The sequence below is a fragment of the Streptomyces flavovariabilis genome (genome assembly GCF_000725785.1).
Taxonomy (GTDB): Bacteria; Actinomycetota; Actinomycetes; order Streptomycetales; family Streptomycetaceae; genus Streptomyces; species Streptomyces hawaiiensis.
The window spans coordinates 70,913-90,060 of sequence record NZ_JNXD01000010.1 but is presented as its reverse complement, the minus strand read 5'-3'; the positions used below and the strand labels follow the sequence as shown (position 1 = coordinate 90,060).

Annotated in this window: 18 protein-coding genes; 12 read left to right on the top strand and 6 right to left on the bottom strand. The window is 71.9% G+C overall.

The annotated features are described in order from the left end of the window. Positions 1 to 4: 4 nt before the first annotated feature. Positions 5 to 526, top strand: a complete 522-nt coding sequence (locus tag IO24_RS0118640) for a cupin domain-containing protein (protein ID WP_031137114.1) — start codon at positions 5 to 7, stop codon at positions 524 to 526. Here the strand turns inward: IO24_RS0118640 and IO24_RS0118635 are convergent. Continuing rightward, positions 523 to 1,755 carry an acyl-CoA dehydrogenase family protein gene (locus IO24_RS0118635; RefSeq protein ID WP_031137112.1) on the bottom strand — a complete coding sequence of 411 codons (1,233 nt, stop codon included), beginning with the start codon at positions 1,753 to 1,755 and terminating at the stop codon, positions 523 to 525. The two genes, IO24_RS0118640 and IO24_RS0118635, sit on opposite strands and share 4 nt — an antisense overlap. Positions 1,756 to 1,925: 170 nt before the next feature. Between IO24_RS0118635 and IO24_RS0118630 the strand changes: the two genes are divergently transcribed. Beyond that, the gene (locus tag IO24_RS0118630) at positions 1,926 to 2,570 is read left to right on the top strand and encodes a TetR/AcrR family transcriptional regulator (RefSeq protein ID WP_031137109.1); all 645 of its coding nucleotides are present in this window, start codon (positions 1,926 to 1,928) and stop codon (positions 2,568 to 2,570) included. 121 nt (positions 2,571 to 2,691) lie between these two features. Here IO24_RS0118630 and def read toward each other — a convergent pair whose 3' ends face one another. Then, entirely contained in the window at positions 2,692 to 3,231 is a 540-nt protein-coding gene (gene def / locus IO24_RS0118625) for a peptide deformylase (protein ID WP_031137108.1), read from the bottom strand. Positions 3,232 to 3,389: 158 nt separating this feature from the next. Between def and IO24_RS0118620 the strand changes: the two genes are divergently transcribed. The 5 genes from IO24_RS0118620 (at position 3,390) to IO24_RS0118600 (ending at position 7,982) form a co-directional block, all read left to right on the top strand. Then, complete coding sequence (locus IO24_RS0118620) at positions 3,390 to 4,628, top strand: MurT ligase domain-containing protein (RefSeq protein ID WP_030835363.1); 1,239 nt, start codon at positions 3,390 to 3,392, stop codon at positions 4,626 to 4,628. Positions 4,629 to 4,651: 23 nt separating this feature from the next. Beyond that, a complete protein-coding gene (locus tag IO24_RS0118615) occupies positions 4,652 to 5,380 on the top strand; it encodes a type 1 glutamine amidotransferase (RefSeq protein ID WP_031137105.1) in 729 nt (242 codons plus the stop codon). Between the two features lie 201 nt (positions 5,381 to 5,581). Then, the gene (locus IO24_RS0118610; protein WP_031137103.1) at positions 5,582 to 6,607 is read left to right on the top strand and encodes a 6-phosphofructokinase; all 1,026 of its coding nucleotides are present in this window, start codon (positions 5,582 to 5,584) and stop codon (positions 6,605 to 6,607) included. A 164-nt stretch (positions 6,608 to 6,771) separates the two neighbouring features. After that, entirely contained in the window at positions 6,772 to 7,722 is a 951-nt protein-coding gene (locus tag IO24_RS0118605; RefSeq protein WP_031137101.1) for a cytochrome c oxidase assembly protein, read from the top strand. An 80-nt stretch (positions 7,723 to 7,802) separates the two neighbouring features. Next, the gene (locus IO24_RS0118600; protein WP_031137100.1) at positions 7,803 to 7,982 is read left to right on the top strand and encodes a hypothetical protein; all 180 of its coding nucleotides are present in this window, start codon (positions 7,803 to 7,805) and stop codon (positions 7,980 to 7,982) included. 4 nt (positions 7,983 to 7,986) lie between these two features. Here IO24_RS0118600 and IO24_RS0118595 read toward each other — a convergent pair whose 3' ends face one another. From IO24_RS0118595 to IO24_RS0118580, 4 genes are read right to left on the bottom strand one after another with little or no spacing between them, the layout of a single operon-like run. After that, positions 7,987 to 9,201 carry a sensor histidine kinase gene (locus IO24_RS0118595; protein WP_031137098.1) on the bottom strand — a complete coding sequence of 405 codons (1,215 nt, stop codon included), beginning with the start codon at positions 9,199 to 9,201 and terminating at the stop codon, positions 7,987 to 7,989. After that, complete coding sequence (locus tag IO24_RS0118590) at positions 9,198 to 10,913, bottom strand: sodium/solute symporter (RefSeq protein ID WP_031137097.1); 1,716 nt, start codon at positions 10,911 to 10,913, stop codon at positions 9,198 to 9,200. Before IO24_RS0118590 ends, IO24_RS0118595 begins: the two co-directional genes overlap by 4 nt. Before the next feature lie 25 nt (positions 10,914 to 10,938). Next, positions 10,939 to 11,298 carry a hypothetical protein gene (locus IO24_RS0118585; RefSeq protein ID WP_031137095.1) on the bottom strand — a complete coding sequence of 120 codons (360 nt, stop codon included), beginning with the start codon at positions 11,296 to 11,298 and terminating at the stop codon, positions 10,939 to 10,941. Between the two features lie 2 nt (positions 11,299 to 11,300). After that, complete coding sequence (locus IO24_RS0118580) at positions 11,301 to 12,050, bottom strand: LytR/AlgR family response regulator transcription factor (protein ID WP_031137093.1); 750 nt, start codon at positions 12,048 to 12,050, stop codon at positions 11,301 to 11,303. A gap of 121 nt (positions 12,051 to 12,171) precedes the next feature. On the opposite strand from IO24_RS0118580, the gene IO24_RS0118575 reads away from it, so the two are divergent. The 5 genes from IO24_RS0118575 to IO24_RS0118555 all read left to right on the top strand — a co-directional run bounded on the left by IO24_RS0118575 (position 12,172) and on the right by IO24_RS0118555 (position 19,147). Next, positions 12,172 to 12,687: an Lrp/AsnC family transcriptional regulator gene (locus IO24_RS0118575; RefSeq protein WP_031137092.1), complete on the top strand. Its 516-nt coding sequence runs from the start codon at positions 12,172 to 12,174 to the stop codon at positions 12,685 to 12,687. Positions 12,688 to 12,813: 126 nt separating this feature from the next. Further along, a complete protein-coding gene (ddaH, locus tag IO24_RS0118570; RefSeq protein WP_031137091.1) occupies positions 12,814 to 13,635 on the top strand; it encodes a dimethylargininase in 822 nt (273 codons plus the stop codon). Then, positions 13,632 to 14,885, top strand: a complete 1,254-nt coding sequence (gene rocD / locus IO24_RS0118565; protein WP_031137089.1) for an ornithine--oxo-acid transaminase — start codon at positions 13,632 to 13,634, stop codon at positions 14,883 to 14,885. Before ddaH ends, rocD begins: the two co-directional genes overlap by 4 nt. A gap of 500 nt (positions 14,886 to 15,385) precedes the next feature. Next, positions 15,386 to 17,845: a SpoIIE family protein phosphatase gene (locus IO24_RS0118560; protein WP_031137087.1), complete on the top strand. Its 2,460-nt coding sequence runs from the start codon at positions 15,386 to 15,388 to the stop codon at positions 17,843 to 17,845. 63 nt (positions 17,846 to 17,908) lie between these two features. Then, positions 17,909 to 19,147, top strand: a complete 1,239-nt coding sequence (locus IO24_RS0118555; RefSeq protein WP_031137086.1) for a PP2C family protein-serine/threonine phosphatase — start codon at positions 17,909 to 17,911, stop codon at positions 19,145 to 19,147. The last annotated feature ends 1 nt before the right edge of the window (position 19,148 follow it).

Genomic DNA, 19,148 nt, shown 5'->3' with positions numbered 1-19,148 from the left:
CACGATGACGGCGACGGAAGGGCTGCTGGTCCCTCCGGGGCACGGCCGGGTGGTGGCGGCCCCCGCTCAGCACGTCACCTTCAAGGTGACCGGCACGCACTCCCGCATGGCCTCCACCTTCGAGGTGGTCGTGCCCCCGGGTTTCGACGTCGGCGCCCATGTGCACACCCGCAGCGAGGAGTTGTTCTACGTCCTCGAAGGCGAGCTGGACGTCCTCGCCTTCGAGCCGCGGATCCGTACTCCCGACAACTGGCAGCGGTGGGAGTCCCCTTCCGGCAACCGGGTGGTGCGGGCGGTCCCGGGAACGGTGATCGCCGTACCCCCGGGGTGCCCGCACGCGTTCGCCAACCCGACGGGCGAGCCCGCCAAGATGTTCTTCCAGGCGAGCCCGCCGCCGGACCACGAGCGGTACTTCGAGGAGCTGCTGGAGATCCTCGGCAGCGGGGGCCCGCCGGACCACGCGGCGATCGAGGAGCTGCGGGCGCGCTACGACATCGAGCAGCTGACGCCGCTCCGGCACCGCTAGCGGATGGGCACGCCGGCGAGGGTCCGGGCGATGACCAGGCGCTGGATCTCGCTCGTGCCCTCGAAGATGGTGTAGATGGCCGCGTCCCGGTGCATCCGCTCGACGGGGTACTCCCGGGTGTAGCCGTTGCCGCCGAGGATCTGGATCGCCTGGGCCGTGACCTTCTTGGCCGTCTCGCTGGCGAACAGCTTGGACATCGAGCCCTCGGCGGCCGTGAACGGCTTGCCGTTGACCGCCATCCAGGACGCGCGCCACACCAGCAGCCGGGCCGCGTCGATGGACGTCCGCATGTCCGCGAGCTGGAAGGCGACACCCTGGTTGTCGATGATGGGACGCCCGAACTGCTCGCGCGTCCTGGCGTAGTCGAGGGCGACCTCGTAGGCGGCGCGGGCGGTACCGACCGCCATGGCGCCGACGGCCGGGCGCGAGGCCTCGAACGTGGCCATGGCCGCGTTCTTCACGCGCTCACCGCCCTGCCTGGCCTTCTCCCGGGCGCGGGCGAGCCGTTCGTCGAGCTTCTCCTTGCCGCCGAGCAGGCAGGAGCCGGGGACGCGCACGTTGTCGAGGATGACCTCGGCGGTGTGCGAGGCGCGGATGCCGTGCTTCTTGAACTTCTGCCCCTGGGCGAGTCCCTCGGTGCCCGGCGGGACGATGAACGAGGCGTGGCCCTTGGAGCCGAGCTCGGCGTCGACGACCGCGACGACGACATGGACGTTGGCGATGCCGCCGTTGGTCGCCCAGGTCTTGGTGCCGTTGAGCACCCACTCGTCCTTGGCCTCGTCGTACACGGCCCGGGTCCGCATGGAGGCCACGTCGGAGCCGGCGTCGGGCTCGGAGGAGCAGAACGCGGCGACCTTGACATCGTTGGCGTCGCCGTACATCTGGGGGATCCAGGTGCCGATCTGCTCCTCGGTGCCGTTGGCGAGGACGCCGACGGCGGCGAGACCGGTGCCGACGATGGACAGGGCTATGCCCGCGTCGCCCCAGAACAGCTCCTCCATCGCCATCGGGATGCCGAGGCCGGTGGGGTCGAAGTACTGCTGGGCGTAGAAGTCCAGAGAGTAGATGCCGACCTTGGCGGCCTCCTGGATGACCGGCCAGGGAGTCTCCTCACGCTCGTCCCATTCGGCGGCCGCGGGGCGGATCACCTCGGCGGCGAAGCCGTGGATCCAGTCGCGGACCTCCTTCTGTTCGTCGTTGAGCTCCATGGTGAACTCGGCCTCGGCCATGTCGTCCCCTTCAGCGGCACGTGCATGTTACTTGCGGTAACAGCAGTCTGTTACCGGTGGGTAGTGGAAGTCAACTCCTACCGACCGGTCGGCACCCGTCCGGTGTCGTGGGCATGCTTCAGTGTTAGTTTGCGCAGGCGTCATCGAAACAGCACGGGTGGGGAGAGACCATGGACACCACGCAGCGGACCGATCAGCAACGGTCCGCCGATCGCCGTCGGCGTGAGCTGCTGGAGGCCGCCGACCGAGTGGTGCTGCGCGACGGTCCGCATGCCTCGATGAACGCGATCGCCGCGGAAGCCGGCATCACCAAGCCGATTCTCTACCGCCACTTCGGCGACAAGGGCGGACTTTACGCTGCCCTTGCCATGCGGCACACGGACGCACTGCTGGACTCGCTGCGCGCGGCGCTGGACGCGCCGGCGGACCGACGGGAGCGGGTCGAGGCGACGTTGGACACGTACCTCGCGGCGATCGAGGCGCGGCCCCAGGTGTACCGGTTCCTGATGCATCCGGCGGAGGGGGGCCAGCCGGGGGATCAGGGGTTCGATGTCGGCAAGCACAGTGCGCCGCTGCTGCGGCGGATGGGCGAGGAGCTGGCGCAGGTCATCGAGGAGCGGCTGGATCTCGGGCCCGGCGGTCAGCAGCTGGCGCGGGTGTGGGGGCACGGGATCGTCGGCATGATGCACGCCGCCGGGGACTGGTGGCTGGGGGAACGGCCCTGTTCCCGTGCGGAGTTGGTGCGGAGTCTGGCGGACCTGTTGTGGGGGCGTCTCGCGGCTGCGGGGGATCGGGTCGGAGGTCCGGGGTTCTGACCGTCGTGTCTCGGCTGACGGCCGGTGGGGGTTGTTCGCGCAGTTCCCCGCGCCCCTGAGGCGGTGACGCTCAGGCGCTCCACGAGGCCCGGGCGTCCCCGCGTTCCTGAGGCGATGACGCTCAGGCGCTCCACGGGGCCCGGGCCACCTGGCGCATCAGTTTGCGGCGGCGCCAGCCCTTGAGGTGGTCCGCGTACACGCGGCCTTCCAGGTGGTCGCACTCGTGTTGCAGGCAGCGGGCGAAGAAGCCCGTGCCGTGGACGGTGACCGGGTCGCCGGTCACCGTGAGGCCCTCGACCACCGCGTGGTCGTAGCGCTCCGTGCCCGCTTCCAGGCCCGGCAGGGACAGGCAGCCCTCCGGGCCCCGGATCACCACGCCGTCCGCCTCGGTCAGGCGGGGGTTGATCACATGGCCCACATGGCGGACGTCCTCGTCGTCGGGGCAGTCGTAGACGAAGACCCGCAGGGGCACGCCGACCTGGTTGGCGGCGAGGCCGACGCCCTGGGCGGCGTACATGGTCGCGAACAAGTCCTCGACCAGCCGGGCCAGTTCGGGGCCGAAGTCGGTGACCTCCGCGGAGGGTGTGTGCAGGAGCGGGTCGCCGTGCAGGGTGAGGTCTCTCACGCGGCCGTGGGCGCCGGGGATGGAGCTGTGTCGCATGGCGGCAAGAGTAAGGTCCTGTCGGTCCGCGCCTCCCACACGAGTTCGCCACAGTGCCGCGGTGCGGGAGTGCGAATGGATCTCGATAGGCTGAGGTCCACACCACGTGGCCGTCAGGCTTCAAGGCGCGGCGCGTACGCAAGGAGGATCGAGAACTGATGGCAGGCAACTCGGACCCGCTCTCGCCGCGGGCCAAGCTGGCCGTGACCGCGGGCAAGGCGGTCGCGGCGGCATCGCGCGCCGCAGGGCGCGGCAGCGGTTCGGTGATCGGCGGCCGGGTCGCGCTCAAACTCGACCCCGACCTCCTCGCCCGGCTCGCCCAGAACCTGGACGTGATCCTGGTCTCCGCGACGAACGGCAAGACCACCACCACCCGGCTCATCGCCGAGGCCCTGCGCGCGGCGGGACCGGTGGTCTCCAACGCGCTCGGCGCCAACATGCCGGCCGGCATCACCTCGGCCCTCGCCGGCAGCTCGGACGCCCGCTACGGCGTCATCGAGGTCGACGAGAAGTACCTCGCAGGCGTCGCCCGGGACACCGCCCCGAAGTGCATCGCCCTGCTCAACCTCTCGCGCGACCAGCTCGACCGTGCCGCCGAGACCCGCATGCTCGCCGAGAACTGGCGGGAGGGACTCGCGGGTTCCAAGGCCGTCGTCGTGGCCAACTGCGACGACCCCCTGGTGGTGTGGGCGGCGTCCTCCTCCCCCAACGTGATCTGGGTCGCGGCGGGGCAGATGTGGAAGGACGACGCCTGGTCGTGCCCGTCGTGCGGTGGCGTGATGCAGCGCCCCGGCGACGACTGGTTCTGCGGCGAGTGCGGCTTCCGCCGTCCGACGCCGAGCTGGGCGCTCTCCGGCGACCACGTCCTCGACCCGCACGGCTCGGCCTGGCCGATCCACCTCCAGCTGCCCGGCCGCGCCAACAAGGCCAACGCCGCCTCCTCGGCCGCCGTCGCCGCCGTGTTCGGCGTGCCGCCGCAGGTCGCGCTGGAGCGCATGTACCAGGTGCAGGCAGTGGCCGGACGGTACGACGTCGTCCAGTTCCAGGGCCGTGACCTGCGGCTCCTGCTCGCGAAGAACCCGGCCGGCTGGCTGGAGACGTTCTCCCTGATCGACCCGCCGCCCACGCCGGTCATCCTCTCCGTGAACGCGCGCGGCGCCGACGGCACCGACACCTCCTGGCTGTGGGACGTCGACTACACGCGTCTGACCGGCCACCCGATCTGCGTGGTCGGTGACCGGCGCCTGGACCTGGCGGTGCGCCTGGAGGTCGCCGACCAGCACTTCCAGGTCTACGAGAACCTCGACCAGGCCGTGGCCGCCTGCCCGCCGGGCCGGATCGAGGTCATCGCCAACTACACGGCGTTCCAGGACCTCCGCCGCCGCGTCGGCAACTGAGCACGAGACGTCAGGGGACTTTTGTGAGCGACAACCAACTGCGCATCGTCTGGATCTATCCCGACCTGCTCAGCACCTACGGCGACCAGGGCAACGTCCTCGTCGTCGAACGCCGGGCCCAGCAGCGCGGCCTGGACGTGGCCCGGCTGGACGTACGCAGCGACCAGCCGATCCCGACCTCCGGCGACATCTACCTGATCGGCGGCGGCGAGGACCGTCCGCAGCGGCTCGCCGCCGAGCGGCTGCGCCGGGACGGCGGGCTGACCCGGGCCGTGGAGAACGGCGCCATCGTGTTCTCCGTGTGCGCCGGCTACCAGATCCTGGGCCACGAGTTCATCAACGACCTCGGCCAGCGCGAGCCCGGCCTCGGGCTGCTGGACGTGGTGTCGACGCGCGGTGAGGGCGCCCGCTGCGTCGGTGACGTGCTGGGCGACGTCGACGGGCGGCTCGGCCTGCCCCCGCTGACCGGCTTCGAGAACCACCAGGGCGTCACCCACCTCGGCCCCACCGCCCGTCCCCTCGCCCGGGTGCGCTTCGGCAACGGCAACGGCACGGGCGACGGCACGGAGGGCGCGTACAACGACACCGTCTTCGGCACGTACATGCACGGGCCGGTGCTCGCGCGCAACCCGCTGATCGCGGACCTGCTGCTGAAGCTGGCCCTCGACGTCAACGCGCTGCCGCCGACCGACGACCGCTGGTACGAGGCTCTGCGGAACGAGCGCATCGCCGCTGCTCAGCAGCCTGCGTGAGCGCTGCGCCGCAGCGTGTGCGAAGCACGCGTCAACCTGCCGGTCAGCAGCCCGTCTGACGGCACATCCGCACAGGTGAGCGGGGTCGTCCAGCAGGCGGACGCGTGCTTCGGTCCGGCCCCTCGATGCCGCTAGGGTGGCGGGGATTCCAGCCGGACAACGTGGTCCGGACCCGGCCCACGTCGAGAAGGTATTCGGGCTATGCGCATTGGTGTCCTCACGTCCGGCGGCGACTGCCCCGGCCTGAACGCCGTCATCCGGTCCGTCGTGCACCGCGCCGTCGTCGACCACGGCGACGAGGTCATCGGCTTCCGGGACGGCTGGAAGGGCCTCCTGGAGTGCGACTACGTCAAGCTCGACCTCGACGCGGTGGGTGGCATCCTCGCCCGCGGCGGCACGATTCTCGGGTCCTCCCGGGTCCAGCCCTCCCATCTGCGGGACGGTGTGGAGCGGGCCAAGGGCCATGTCGAGGAGCTCGGCCTCGACGCGATCATCCCCATCGGCGGCGAGGGCACGCTCAAGGCCGCGCGGCTGATGTCGGACAGCGGTCTGCCCGTCGTGGGTGTGCCGAAGACCATCGACAACGACATCGCCGTCACGGACGTCACCTTCGGCTTCGACACGGCCGTGGGTGTGGCGACCGAGGCCCTGGACCGGCTGAAGACCACCGCCGAGTCCCACCAGCGGGTCCTGGTGGTCGAGGTCATGGGCCGGCACACCGGCTGGATCGCGCTGCACTCCGGCATGGCGGCCGGCGCGCACGCCATCGTCGTCCCCGAGCGGCCCTTCGACATAGAGGAGCTGACCCGCCGGGTCGGCGAACGGTTCGAGGCGGGCAAGCGCTTCGCGATCGTGGTGGCCGCGGAGGGGGCGAAGCCCCGCGCCGGGACCATGGAGTTCGACGAGGGCGGCAAGGACATCTACGGCCACGAGCGGTTCGCCGGGATCGCCCGGCAGCTGTCCGTGGAGCTGGAGGGGCGGCTCGGGAAGGAAGCCCGGCCGGTGATCCTCGGGCATGTGCAGCGGGGCGGGACGCCGACCGCCTATGACCGGGTGCTGGCCACGCGGTTCGGGTGGCACGCGGTGGAGGCCGTGCACCGGGGTGAGTTCGGGCGGATGACCGCGCTGCGCGGGACGGACATCGTGATGGTGTCGCTGGCCGAGGCCGTTCAGACGCTGAAGACGGTGCCGGACGAGCGGTATGCCGAGGCGGAGACCGTTCTCTGAGGTTGCTGTGAACAGCCGGGTGCGGGTGGTCTGTGGCTTGTCGCGCAGTTCCCCGCGCCCCTTGGGATGCTGAACCGCCCCCGGTCGTAGTCGTGACCGGGGGCGGTTCTACTCTTGTGGGCGGACAGATGGCTGCACACCCCCACGAAACAGGAGCCGGCGGAATGGATCACAGCGGGCACGGCATGACGATGGATCTGCCGCCGTTCACGCTGGGGCGAGGGCTGGAGTGGTCCCCGGACCCGTTCTTTCTCGTCGCCTGCCTGGCCGGACTGGCCCTGTACGCGTGGGGTGTCGTGCGGCTCGCCCGGCGCGGCGACAAGTGGCCCGTGGGGCGGACGGTCGCTTTCACCCTGGGCGTGCTGAGCATCATGCTCATGATGTGCACGCAGCTGAACGACTACGGCATGGTGATGTTCAGCGTGCACATGGTGCAGCACATGGTCATCAGCATGGTGTCGCCGATCCTCATCCTGCTCGGGGCGCCGATCACGCTGGCGCTGCGGGCCCTGCCGACCGCGGGGCGGGGGCGCAAGGGGCCGCGTGAGCTGCTGCTGATGTTCCTGCACAGCCGGTACATGCGGATCATCACGCACCCGGCGTTCACGATCCCGCTGTTCATCGCGAGCCTGTACGGGCTGTACTTCACGCCCATCTTCGACACCCTGATGGGCTCCAAGCCCGGCCATGTCGCGATGATGGTGCACTTCCTCGCCGTGGGTCTGGTGTTCTTCTGGCCGATCATGGGCGTGGACCCGGGCCCGCACCGCCCGGGCTACCTGATGCGGATGCTGGAGCTGTTCGCGGGCATGCCGTTCCACGCGTTCTTCGGGATCGCCCTGATGATGGCGTCCCAGCCGATGGTCGAGACGTTCAAGAACCCGCCCGCCTCGCTCGGCATCGAGGCGCTCTCGGACCAGAACGCGGCGGGCGGTATCGCCTGGGCGTTCAGTGAGATCCCCTCCGTGCTGGTACTGGTGGCCCTGCTGTTCCAGTGGCACGCCTCGGACCAGCGGCAGGCCAGGCGCACGGACCGGGCCGCCGACCGCGACGGGGACAAGGAGCTCGAGGCATACAACGCCTACCTGGCCTCGCTGAACGCGCCGGGGCGCTGAACACCGCTCGTGTACGGGCCGTGCGCGCCGGGCGTTCGCCGGGCACCATGGAGTCACCGAACCATGAGGAGGGTGTTGCGATGCCCGGTTCCACGAACGGTTCCAACTCGACGAAGACCATGGGAGTGCTCACCGTAGGCGGGCTGGTCGTGGTGACGGCCTACACGGTGGCGCTCGGGAGCAACGGCTGGCTGTGGTTCGGCTGGGTGGTCCTGGGTTTGATCACCCTCGGGATGGTGGTCACCACGCGCAGCACCTGACGGCTCACTCCCGGGGCAGCCGGCCCGCCGGGTGGACTCCCGGCTGGTACTTCGGGAGCCGGACGGTGATCTTCATGCCCGCGCCCGCGGCGGTCTCGATCACGAGGCCGTAGTCGTCGCCGTAGACCTGGCGGAGCCGGTCGTCGACGTTGGAGAGGCCGATGCCACCCGAGGGGCTGACCTCGCGGGCGAGGATGCGGCGCAGCAGGCCGGGGTCCATGCCGGCGCCGTCGTCCTCGATGACGACGAGGGCCTCGGCGCCCGTGTCCTGGGCGGTGATCTGGATGTGGCACTTGCCGGAGGACACGGCCTTGCCCTCCAGTCCGTGCTTGACGGCGTTCTCGACGAGCGGCTGAAGGCACAGAAAGGGCAGGGTCACCGGCAGCACCTCCGGGGCTATCTGGAGGGTGACGGACAGGCGGTCGCCGAAGCGCGCCCGCACGAGCGCCAGGTAGTGGTCGATGGCGTGCAGTTCCTCGGCGAGGGTGGTGAAGTCGCCGTGCCGGCGGAACGAGTAGCGGGTGAAGTCGGCGAACTCCAGGAGCAGTTCGCGGGCACGCTCGGGATCGGTGCGGACGAACGAGGCGATCACCGCGAGCGAGTTGAAGATGAAGTGCGGGGAGATCTGGGCCCGCAGCGCCTTGATCTCGGCCTCGATGAGGCGGGTTCGGGACTGGTCGAGGTCGGCCAGCTCCAGCTGGACCGAGACCCAGCGGGCGACCTCGCCGGCGGCCCGGACGAGCACCGCCGACTCGCGGGGCGCGCAGGCGACGAGGGCGCCGTGCACCCGGTCGTCGACGGTGAGCGGGGCGACGACCGCCCAGCGCACCGAGCAGTCGAGGCTGTCGCAGGTGAGCCGGAAGGCCTCGCCGCGGCCGGTCTCCAGGGGGCCCGCGAGACGTTCCATGATCTCGGTTCGGTGGTGGGCGCCGTCGCCGTCCCAGACCAGGACCTGCTTCATGTCAGTGAGGCAGAGGGCGTCCGTGCCGAGCAGGGAGCGCAGTTTGCGGGCGGATTTGCGGGCGGTCTCCTCCGTCAGGCCGGACCGCAGGGGGGGCGCGGCGAGGGACGCCGTGTGCAGGGTCTCGAAGGTCGCGTGCTCGACGGGGGTGCCGAGACCGGCGAGGCTCTTGGCCCGGGCGGTACGCCGGCCCAGCCAGACCCCCAGGGCGAGCACCGGGAGCACGGCGACGCACAGGCCCGCCAGGAAGCCGCTCATGCCGTCACCTCGGTGCGCAGTTCCTCGGGCAGGTGGAACCGGGCCAGGACCGCCGCCGTACCGGGCGGTACCCGGCCGGGGGTGGCCAGCGACACCAGGATCATGGTGAGGAAGCCCAGCGGCACCGACCACAGCGCGGGCCAGGCGAGCAGGGCGTGCAGGGCGGCGCCCTCGCCCGGATAGCCCGCCATGGTCGCGGCGACGGCGAGCAGTGCGGAACCCCCGCCGACCAGCATTCCGGCGGCGGCGCCGGGCGGGGTCAGCCGCCGCCACCAGATGCCGAGCACGAGCAGCGGGCAGAACGAGGACGCCGACACGGCGAAGGCGAGCCCGACGGCGTCGGCGACCGGGAGCCCGCCGACCAGGACACTCGCCGCGAGCGGCACGGACATGGCCAGGGCGGTGCCGAGCCGGAAGTGCCGTACGCCCCGGGACGGCAGGACGTCCTGGGTGAGGACGCCCGCGACCGCCATGGTCAGCCCCGAGGCCGTGGACAGGAACGCGGCGAAAGCGCCCCCTGCGACCAACGCGCCCAGCAGGTCGCCGCCCACTCCCCCGATCATGCGGTCGGGCAGGAGGAGGACGGCGGCGTCCGGGTCGCCGGTGAGGGTGAGCTCGGGGGCGTAGAGGCGGCCGAGAGCGCCGTAGAGGGGTGGCAGGAGGTAGAAGGCGCCGATCAGGCCGAGGACCGCGACGGTGGTGCGGCGGGCGGCGACGCCGTGCGGGCTGGTGTAGAAGCGGACCACGACGTGCGGCAGGCCCATGGTGCCGAGGAAGGTGGCGAGGATCAGCCCGTACGTGGCGTACAGCGGGCGTTCCTCGCGGCTCTCGGCCTGTGACGGCGACAGGTCACCGCCGCCGCTGCGCTCGGCCCGGGGGACGGGGGCGCCCGCGGCGAAGGTGAGCTGGGTGCCGTGTTCGATGCGGTGGGTGCCGGCGGGAAGTTCGAGGCGGGTCCCGGTGTGCGTCCGGCCGTCGACGGTGCCGGTCACCGTGACGCTCAGGGGCCGGTCGAGGGTGAGGTCGATGCTGTCGTCGACGCGTACGACACGCTGCTCGCGGAAGGTGGCCGGTTCGTCGAAGGCGTGCCGGGGCGCGCCGTCGCTCTGCCAGGTGAGGACCAGGAACAGGGCGGGGACGAGCAGGGCGGTGAGCTTGAGCCAGTACTGGAAGGCCTGCACGAAGGTGATGCTGCGCATGCCGCCGGCGGCGACGGTGGCGGTCACGACGACGGCGACGATCACTCCGCCGAGCCAGTCGTGCGCCCCGGTCAGCACGGTCAGGGTGAGTCCGGCGCCCTGGAGCTGGGGCAGCAGGTACAGCCAGCCGACGCCGACGACGAAGGCACCGGCCAGCCGGCGCACCGCCTGGGAGGCGAGGCGGGCCTCGGCGAAGTCGGGGAGCGTGTAGGCACCGGAGCGGCGCAGCGGGGCCGCGACGAAGAGGAGCAGGACCAGGTAGCCGGCGGTGTAGCCGACCGGGTACCAGAGCATGTCGGGGCCCTGGACCAGGACGAGGCCCGCTATGCCCAGGAAGGAGGCGGCGGAGAGGTACTCGCCGCTGATGGCGGCGGCGTTGAGGCGGGGGCCGACGGTGCGGGAGGCGACGTAGAAGTCGGAGGTGGTGCGGGAGATGCGCAGGCCGAAGGCGCCGACCAGGACCGTCGCGACGACGACGAGGGCGACGGCGGGGATGGCGTAGCTGGAGTTCATCGGGCGTCGGTCCGTCAGTGGTCGTTCATCGGTCTTCGACGAGGCGCACGAAGTCGCGTTCGTTGCGCTCGGCACGGCGGACGTACCAGCGGGCGAGCAGGACGAGGGGGGCGTAGAGGCCGAAGCCGAGGACGGCCCATTCCAGGCGGCGGGCGTCGGGCATCGCCGCGAAGAGCAGCGGGAGCGGGCCGACGAGCAGGCCGAGGATGGCGAACACGGTGAGGGCGGCGCGCAGTTGGGTGCGCATCAGGGAACGGACATAGGTGTGGCCGAGGGTGGTCTGTTCGTCGATCTCGGTGCGCGGGCGGTAGTAGCCGGAGGCCCGCCGGGTGCGGCGGGCCGGGCCGGTGACGACGACGCGGCGTTCGGTGTGGTCCTGGGGCACCGTCACGGCCTCCTCATGAGCAGGTCGCGCAGTTCGCGCGTGTGGCGGCGGCTGACCTGGAGCTCCTCGGAGCCGATCAGGACGCTGACGGTGCCCGCGTCGAGGCGGAGTTCGCCGATGTGGCGCAGGGCGACGAGGTGGCGGCGGTGGATACGGACGAAGCCGCGGGTGCGCCAGCGCTCCTCCAGGGTGGACAGCGGGATCCGCACCAGGTGGCTGCCCTTGCCGGTGTGCAGCCGGGCGTAGTCACCCTGGGCCTCGACGTGAGTGATGTCGTCGACCGAGACGAAGCGGGTCACGCCGCCGAGTTCGACGGGTATGTGGTCCGGGTCGGGTTCGTGCACGGGGATGCGCGGGGCGGCGCCGCGCAGCTCGGCGGCCCGGCGGACGGCCTCGGCGAGGCGTTCCTTGCGGACCGGTTTGAGAACGTAGTCGACGGCCTTGAGGTCGAAGGCCTGCACGGCGAAGTCCTCGTGGGCGGTGACGAACACGACCAGCGGCGGCCGGGCGAACCCGGTGAGCAGCCGGGCGAGGTCGAGACCGTCGAGGCCGGGCATCTGGATGTCGAGGAAGACGACGTCGATGGCCTCGGGCCCGCCCGGGCCGGACTCCAGGGCTCGGTTCATGCGGCGCAGTGCCTCGGTGGCGTCACCGGCGCCCTCCGCGCTGCCGATGCGGGGGTCGGCGTGCAGGAGGTAGAGCAGCTCCTCCAGGGAGGGGCGTTCGTCGTCGACAGCCAGGGCGCGCAGCATGAACGTGGAGTGTAGGGGTGATCCGTACGTCTGGACATGTGCCGGGGGTGGGCGTCTGCGCTGGACACGGTGCCCGCGCGGGCCGGGCGCGGACCGGGAGGCCGGTGGATACAGTGCCCGCATGAACAGCAGGTCCACGCCGTTCGACGAACTCGACCGGAAGATCATCACGGCGTTGATGGCGAACGCCAGGACGTCGTTCGCCGAGATCGGCACGGCGATCGGGCTGTCGGCCACGGCGGTCAAGCGGCGGGTCGACCGGCTGCGCGAGACGGGCGTGATCACCGGGTTCTCGGCGACGGTGAAGCCGTCGGCGCTGGGCTGGCGTACGGAGGCCTACGTCGAGGTGTACTGCGAGGGCGCGGCCCCGCCGCGGCGGCTGGCCGAGGTGGTGCGCGACTATCCGGAGATCGCCGCGGCGATGACCGTGACCGGCGGCGCGGACGCGTTGCTACATGTGCGGGCGCGGGACGTGGAGCACTTCGAGGAGGTGCTGGAGCGGATCCGGCAGGAGCCGTTCATCCGGAAGACCATCAGCGTGATGGTGCTGTCCCATCTGCTCCCCGAGAGCCCGGAGGCGGGGGCCAGCCAGCCGGCGCCGCAGGAGCCCCGGGGCGGCGCAGCAGACGTGCGCTGAGCGGACGGAAGACGCAGCGTTCCTGCGCGGACGCGCAACCTTTGTTCCTTGTCGGGCACCTCAGTCAGTTCCTACCGTTGTGTCAACCACCAGTCACACACCGTGAGGAAGCGGAGGGACCCCTCTGTGCCCGACTCCCGTGTGCCGCGCCGGCGGCGCTACCTCGTCTGCGAACCCAGACACTTCGCCGTGCAGTACGCGATCAACCCGTGGATGCATCCCGACGAACCCGTCGACGTCATCCGCGCCCTGGACCAGTGGCAGGCGCTGGTCGACACCTACCGGGCCCACGGCCATACCGTGGACAGTGTGAAACCCGTTCCCGGCCTGCCCGACATGGTTTTCGCCGCGAACGCGGCGGTCGTCGTCGACGGCCGCGTCTTCGGCTCGCTCTTCCACGCGCCCGAGCGCCGTCCCGAATCCGTGCCCTACGAGGCGTGGTTCAAGGCGGAGGGCTATGACGTGTACCACCCCGAGTCCGTGTGCGAGGGCGAGGGCGACCTGGTTCCGGCCGGCCGCTGGATCCTGGCCGGGACGGGCTTCCGTACGACCCGGGAGGCCCACAGCGAGGTGCAGGAGTACTTCGGGACGCCGGTGATCAGCCTGACGCTGGTGGATCCGTACTTCTACCACCTGGACACGGCGCTGTTCGTCCTCGACGACGAGAACATCGCCTACTACCCCGAAGCGTTCTCCCCGGGCAGCCGCGAGGTGCTGGCCCGGCTGTACCCGGACGCGGTGCTGGCCACCCGCGCGGACGCGATGGCGTTCGGGCTCAACTCCGTCTCCGACGGGCGTCACGTGTTCATCCCGCCCGGGGCGACGGACCTGGCCGGGCAGCTCGCCGACCGCGGTTACGTCCCCGTCCCCCTCGACCTGTCCGAGTTCCAGAAGGCCGGTGGCGGCATCAAGTGCTGCACCCAGGAGATCCGGGAGATCCGCTCATGACCGCACCCGTCCGCACCGAGGACTCGCAGGAGGCCCGCGGCTCGCGGGAGACCCGTGGCTCGCAGGAGCTGATCCGCGCGGAGGGACCGGTCCTCGCGCACAACTACCACCCGCTGCCGGTGGTCGTGGCGCGTGCCGAGGGCACCTGGGTGGAGGACGTGGAGGGGCGGCGCTACCTCGACATGCTGGCCGGCTACTCGGCCCTCAACTTCGGCCACCGGCACCCGGCGCTGATCGAGGCGGCCCATCGCCAGCTCGACCGTCTGACCCTCACCTCGCGTGCCTTCCACAACGACCGGCTCGCCGAGTTCGCGGAGCGGCTGGCCGCGCTGACCGGTATGGACATGGTGCTGCCCATGAACACCGGCGCCGAGGCGGTGGAGAGCGGGGTGAAGGTGGCCCGCAAGTGGGCCTACGACATCAAGGGCGTCCCGGCCGGCCGGGCGACGATCGTGGTCGCGGCGGACAACTTCCACGGCCGTACGACGACGATCGTCAGCTTCTCCACGGACGAGACGGCCCGGGCGGGCTTCGGGCCCTTCACGCCGGGTTTCCGGGTGGTGCCGTACAACGACCTGGCCGCGATGGAGGCGGCGGTCGACGAGACGACGGCGGCGGTGCTGATCGAGCCGATCCAGGGTGAGGCGGGGGTGATCATCCCCGACGACGGCTATCTGGCCGGCGTGCGTGAGCTCACCCGCCGCAAGGGGTGTCTGTTCATCGCGGACGAGATCCAGTCCGGGCTCGGCCGCACGGGCCGCACGCTGGCGGTCGAGCACGAGCCGGTCGTGCCGGACGTGCTGTTGCTGGGCAAGGCGCTGGGCGGCGGCATCGTGCCGGTGTCGGCGGTGGTGGGGCGCCGGGAGGTGCTCGGGGTGCTGCATCCCGGGGAGCACGGCTCCACCTTCGGCGGCAACCCGCTGGCGGCGGCGGTGGGTACGGCGGTGGTGGAGCTGCTGGAGACGGGCGAGTTCCAGCGCCGGGCGGCCGAGCTCGGCGTGATCCTGCGTGACGGTCTGACGGGGCTGGTCGGCAAGGGCGTCGTCGGCTTCCGCTCGCGCGGCCTGTGGGCGGGCGTCGACATCGACCCCGCGCTCGGCACCGGCCGCGAGATCAGCGAGCGGCTCATGCGGGAGGGAGTCCTGGCGAAGGACACCCACGGCTCCACGATCCGCCTGGCCCCACCGCTCACCATCACCGGCGAGGAGCTGAGGGGAGCGCTCGCGGCGCTGGAGAAGGCGCTGGGGTAGAGGACCGGCGGTCACCGGGGCGGGGAGCGGCGTCCTCGGGCGGGTCAGCCGCTCCCCGCGAGGGCGCGGCGCGGGGCCGACCGCGGCATCGCTCACCGGCAGGGAGAGGTCCGCACGCGGCCTGGACGGAGCAGGGCCCCTGCCCGCGCGGCCGACCGGCGACGACCGGCGCCGGTCGGCCGCACCGCGCGCCGGCGCCCCCGGCGGGCCTGCCCAGCCCGGACCGGCCCCGCCTCTCCGCGCGCAGACGGAACGACTGCGGCCTGCCCTGCGCGCAGGAGTTGGCCGTCCCGTTTCGGCCGGTCCTGCCCCCCGCGCAAGCGGAACCGGGACCGGGTGCCCGGCCCCCGTCCACCATCCCGCTTCCCCTCGCAAGTGGAACGTCGCCCCAGCCGCCTCCGCCGCCCCGACCGGCCCTGCACAAGCCGCCTCGCGTGGCCGGAAGGGTGAAGATTGGGGCAAGAGGTGGTAGACCACTCTCAGCGACAGAGAGGTCGGCCGTGGGCGCAGACGAGGTGTACGGCGTTGCCCGGCAACGGTTCGATGTGGCCGACGCGGCGCCCCTGTTGCTCGATCCACGGGGCGTGGTGACGGGCTGGACCAGCGGTGCCCGGCGGCTGCTCGCGTACCCGGCCGCCGAGGCGGTCGGCAAGAAGCTGGCCGACCTGCTGGCCACCGAGGACGCCCAGCGCATGCCGGACCTGGTCGAGCGGTGCCGCAGGGACGGCGGCTGGACGGGTCTGCTGACGGTCCGCCGCAGGGACGGGCAGCCGGTGAAGGTCGCGGCCCGGATCGCCTCGGCGGAGGAGGCGCACGGCGGCTCGCGCTGGCTGATGCTCCTGTCGGAGCTGGCCGGCGCCCCCGGCTGGGACATGAGCCGCACGGTCCTGGAACAGATGACGGCGGGCGCCCCGGTCGGTATCGCGATCGTGGACACGGATCTGCGCTTCGTGTGGTCGAACGCCGCCCTGGAGCAGTTCGGCGGCGGCCCGGCGGCGCGCCGGCTCGGTCTGCGCTTCGCGGACGTCCAGCCCGGCATGGACGCCCTGGCGGTCGAGGCCCAGATGCGGCACGTGCTGGAGACCGGCGAGGCGGTGATCGGCTACGAGCACGTGGGCCATGTGCGCTCGGCCCCGTTGCGCGAGACGGCGCACATGCTGTCGTTCACCCGGCTCGAGGACGACCGGGGTCATCCGATCGGCGTGTACTACACGGTCGTGGACATGACGGAGCGGCACCGTGCGCGGCAGCGGCTGGCGCTGCTCGACCGGGCCGGCGAGAGCATCGGCCGCAGCCTGGACCTCACGCGCACCGCGCAGGAGCTGGCGGACGTGGCGGTGCCGGGGCTGGCCGACTTCGTCACCGTGGACCTGCTGGAGTCGGTGCTGCGGGGCGCCGAGCCGGCTACCGGGCCGCTCGCGGACTCGGAGGAGCCGGTGGAGCTGCGCCGCGCCGGCTACCGGTCCGCGCAGGACGACCTCGCGGAAGCCGTCATCGAGATCGGCGAGGTGGTGGCCTTCCGGGCCGGAACGCCGCCTTTCCGCTGTCTGGCCACGGGACGGTCCTGGCGCGAGGAGCGGCTCGACCCGCTGACCCGGGACTGGACCACGGACACCCCGAGCGGCCACCGGGCCACGTTCCGGGAGCTGGACCTGCACAGCGTGATGACCGTGCCGATCCGTTCGCGCGGAACCACCCTGGGCATCACGACCTTCTACCGGCGCCACCACCGGGAGTCCTTCGACGAGGAGGACCTGCGGCTGGCCGAGGATCTCGTCGCCCGCGCGGCGGTCTGCGTGGACAACGCCCGCCGCTACACCCGCGAGCGGGACGCCGCGCTCGTCCTGCAGCGCAGTCTGCTCCCCCACCGGCTGCCCGAGCAGGACGCGGTCGACGTGGCCGCGTGCTACCGGCCCGCCGACGAGCTGACCGGTCTCGGCGGCGACTGGTACGACCTCATCCCGCTGTCCGGGGCGCGCGTCGCGCTGGTCGTGGGCGAGGTGCCCGGGCACGGCATCGACGCCGCCGCCGCCATGGGGCAGCTGCGGACCGCCGTACGGACGCTGGCGGCTTTGGAACTGCCGCCCGAGGAGGTGCTGGCGCACCTCGACGACCTGGTGGCGCGGTCGGCCCGGGAGGAGGGTGCGGAGCCCGGCACGGTGGGCTCCGCGGGGACGCAGTCTGTGGGCTCCGGGTGCCTGTACGTCGTGTACGACCCGGTCGACGGCGGGTGTGCGATGGCCGCGGCGGGACATCCCGCCCCGGCCGTGGTGCTTCCCGACGGCTCGGTCATGTTCGTCGATCTGCCGCAGGGGCCGCCGCTCGGCGTGGGCGGCCCGCCCTTCGAGGCGGCCGAGCTGACCCTGGCGGAGGGCAGCACGCTCGCCCTGCACACCGACGGTCTGCTGGCCAGGGGCGAGACCTGGGCCGTCGACGCGGGCCGGGAGCGGTTGCGCCGGGCGCTGGAGCGGGCGGGTCCGCTCGAGTCGTACTGCCGGTCCGTGGTCGACGCGCTGGTCCCGGCCCGCCCGTACGACGACGTGGTCCTGCTGATGGCCCGGACGAAACGTCTCGGCACCGGGCAGGTAGCGGCCTGGGACCTGCCCTCGGACCCGGCCGTGGTCGCCGACGCCCGCCGCACGGCCACCCGGCAGCTGGCGCACTGGGGCCTGGACGAGCTGGCCTTCACCACGGAGCTGGTGGTGAGCGAGCTGGTCACCAACGCCATGCGGTACGCCACCGGGACCATCCGGCTCCGGCTGATCCGGGAGCGCGCCCTGGTCTGCGAGGTCCTCGACGGCGGCGCCACCGCGCCCCATCTGCGCCATCCCCGTACGACGGACGAGGGCGGGCGCGGACTGCTGCTGGTCTCCCAGCTCACGCAGCGGTGGGGCACCCGGTTCGTCCCCGAAGGAAAGATCATCTGGGCCGAGCAGTCCCTGGCGGACCTCGCGGAATAGACCGGCCCAGATTGACTCATACCGTGGGAAACTGGTGACCCCGGCAGCGGTGAGGCGGCAGCCATGGCGGAGACGGAAATCGACTACGGCTCGGTGTTCAAGGCCCTGCCCGGCATGGTGGCGCTCCTGACCCCCGACCTCGTGTACGCGGACGTCAACGAGGAGTTCGTCCGCCTCTCCGGCCGTTCGCGCGAGCAACTGATCGGCAACTACCTGTTCGACGTCTTCCCGGACAACCCCAAGGACCCCACAGCTACCGGCATGCGCAATCTGGAGGCCTCGCTGTACCGCGTCCTGGCCACCGGGGAGCGCGACACCATGGCCCTGCAGCGCTACGACGTCGAGGACCCCGAGCGGCCCGGCGAGTGGCAGAAGCGCTACTGGAGCCCGGTCAACGCGCCGCTGCTCGGCTCGGACGGCAAGGTCGTGCTGATCCTGCACCGCGTGGAGGAGGTCACGGAGCTGATCCGGGCCCGGACCGGCCCTCCGGGGAACCGTGGCAGCAAGGCCAGGGTGCTGGAGGCCGAGCTGTACACCCGCGCCCGTGATCTGCAGGAGCTCAACGAGCGGCTGCGTCAGGCGCACTCCCGGGAGCGGGAGGTGGCACTGGCGCTGCAGGAGGCGATGCTGCCCGCGCCCCGGCAGGTCGGCCACCACCGGGCCGCCGTCCGCTACCGGCCCGCCGTGGGCGCGCTCAATGTGTGCGGGGACTGGTACGACCTGGTCGATCTGGTGGGCGGCGACCGGATCGGCGTGGCCGTGGGCGACGTGGTCGGGCATGGGCTGCGGGCCGCCGGTGTGATGGGCCAGCTGCGCAGTGCGCTCAGCGCGGCCTCCCGGGTCGCCGCGGGGCCGGCCCAGGCCCTGGACGTGCTGGGGCGCTATGCCCACGTGATCGACGGGGCCGAGTCGGCGACCGCCGTGACCACCTTCATCGACTGCGACCGCCACGTCATCACGTACAGCAGCGCCGGCCATCCCCCGCCCGTGCTCGTCCACGCCGACGGCCGCACGGAGTTCCTCGACCAGGCCACGGACACGCCGCTCGACGCCCGCCCGGACCCGATCCCCAGACCCCAGGCCGAGACCACGTTCACGCCGGGCGCCACGCTCGTGCTCTACACCGACGGCCTGATCGAACGGCGCCGCGAGGACATCGACAAGGGCCTGGAACGGCTCGCCGACGCCCTGCGCGAGCACCGCGACCAGGACCTCGAGACCCTTGCCGACACCGTGCTGTCGGAGTTGCTGCCGCCCGGCGGCGCCACCGACGACACCGCGCTGATCATCGTGCGCCTGTGAC

Bases quoted from the DNA above. Each gene is read 5' to 3' on its own strand.
- def (WP_031137108.1), bottom strand. From the start codon at position 3,231: ATGCGACACAGCTCCATCCCCGGCGCCCACGGCCGCGTGAGAGACCTC.
- IO24_RS0118555 (WP_031137086.1), top strand. From the start codon at position 17,909: ATGGCGGAGACGGAAATCGACTACGGCTCGGTGTTCAAGGCCCTGCCC.
- IO24_RS0118600 (WP_031137100.1), top strand. From the start codon at position 7,803: ATGCCCGGTTCCACGAACGGTTCCAACTCGACGAAGACCATGGGAGTG.
- IO24_RS0118605 (WP_031137101.1), top strand. From the start codon at position 6,772: ATGGATCACAGCGGGCACGGCATGACGATGGATCTGCCGCCGTTCACG.
- IO24_RS0118575 (WP_031137092.1), top strand. From the start codon at position 12,172: ATGAACAGCAGGTCCACGCCGTTCGACGAACTCGACCGGAAGATCATC.
- IO24_RS0118580 (WP_031137093.1), bottom strand. From the start codon at position 12,050: ATGCTGCGCGCCCTGGCTGTCGACGACGAACGCCCCTCCCTGGAGGAG.
- IO24_RS0118640 (WP_031137114.1), top strand. From the start codon at position 5: ATGACGGCGACGGAAGGGCTGCTGGTCCCTCCGGGGCACGGCCGGGTG.
- IO24_RS0118620 (WP_030835363.1), top strand. From the start codon at position 3,390: ATGGCAGGCAACTCGGACCCGCTCTCGCCGCGGGCCAAGCTGGCCGTG.
- IO24_RS0118595 (WP_031137098.1), bottom strand. From the start codon at position 9,201: ATGAGCGGCTTCCTGGCGGGCCTGTGCGTCGCCGTGCTCCCGGTGCTC.
- rocD (WP_031137089.1), top strand. From the start codon at position 13,632: ATGACCGCACCCGTCCGCACCGAGGACTCGCAGGAGGCCCGCGGCTCG.
- IO24_RS0118630 (WP_031137109.1), top strand. From the start codon at position 1,926: ATGGACACCACGCAGCGGACCGATCAGCAACGGTCCGCCGATCGCCGT.
- IO24_RS0118635 (WP_031137112.1), bottom strand. From the start codon at position 1,755: ATGGCCGAGGCCGAGTTCACCATGGAGCTCAACGACGAACAGAAGGAG.
- IO24_RS0118590 (WP_031137097.1), bottom strand. From the start codon at position 10,913: ATGAACTCCAGCTACGCCATCCCCGCCGTCGCCCTCGTCGTCGTCGCG.
- IO24_RS0118610 (WP_031137103.1), top strand. From the start codon at position 5,582: ATGCGCATTGGTGTCCTCACGTCCGGCGGCGACTGCCCCGGCCTGAAC.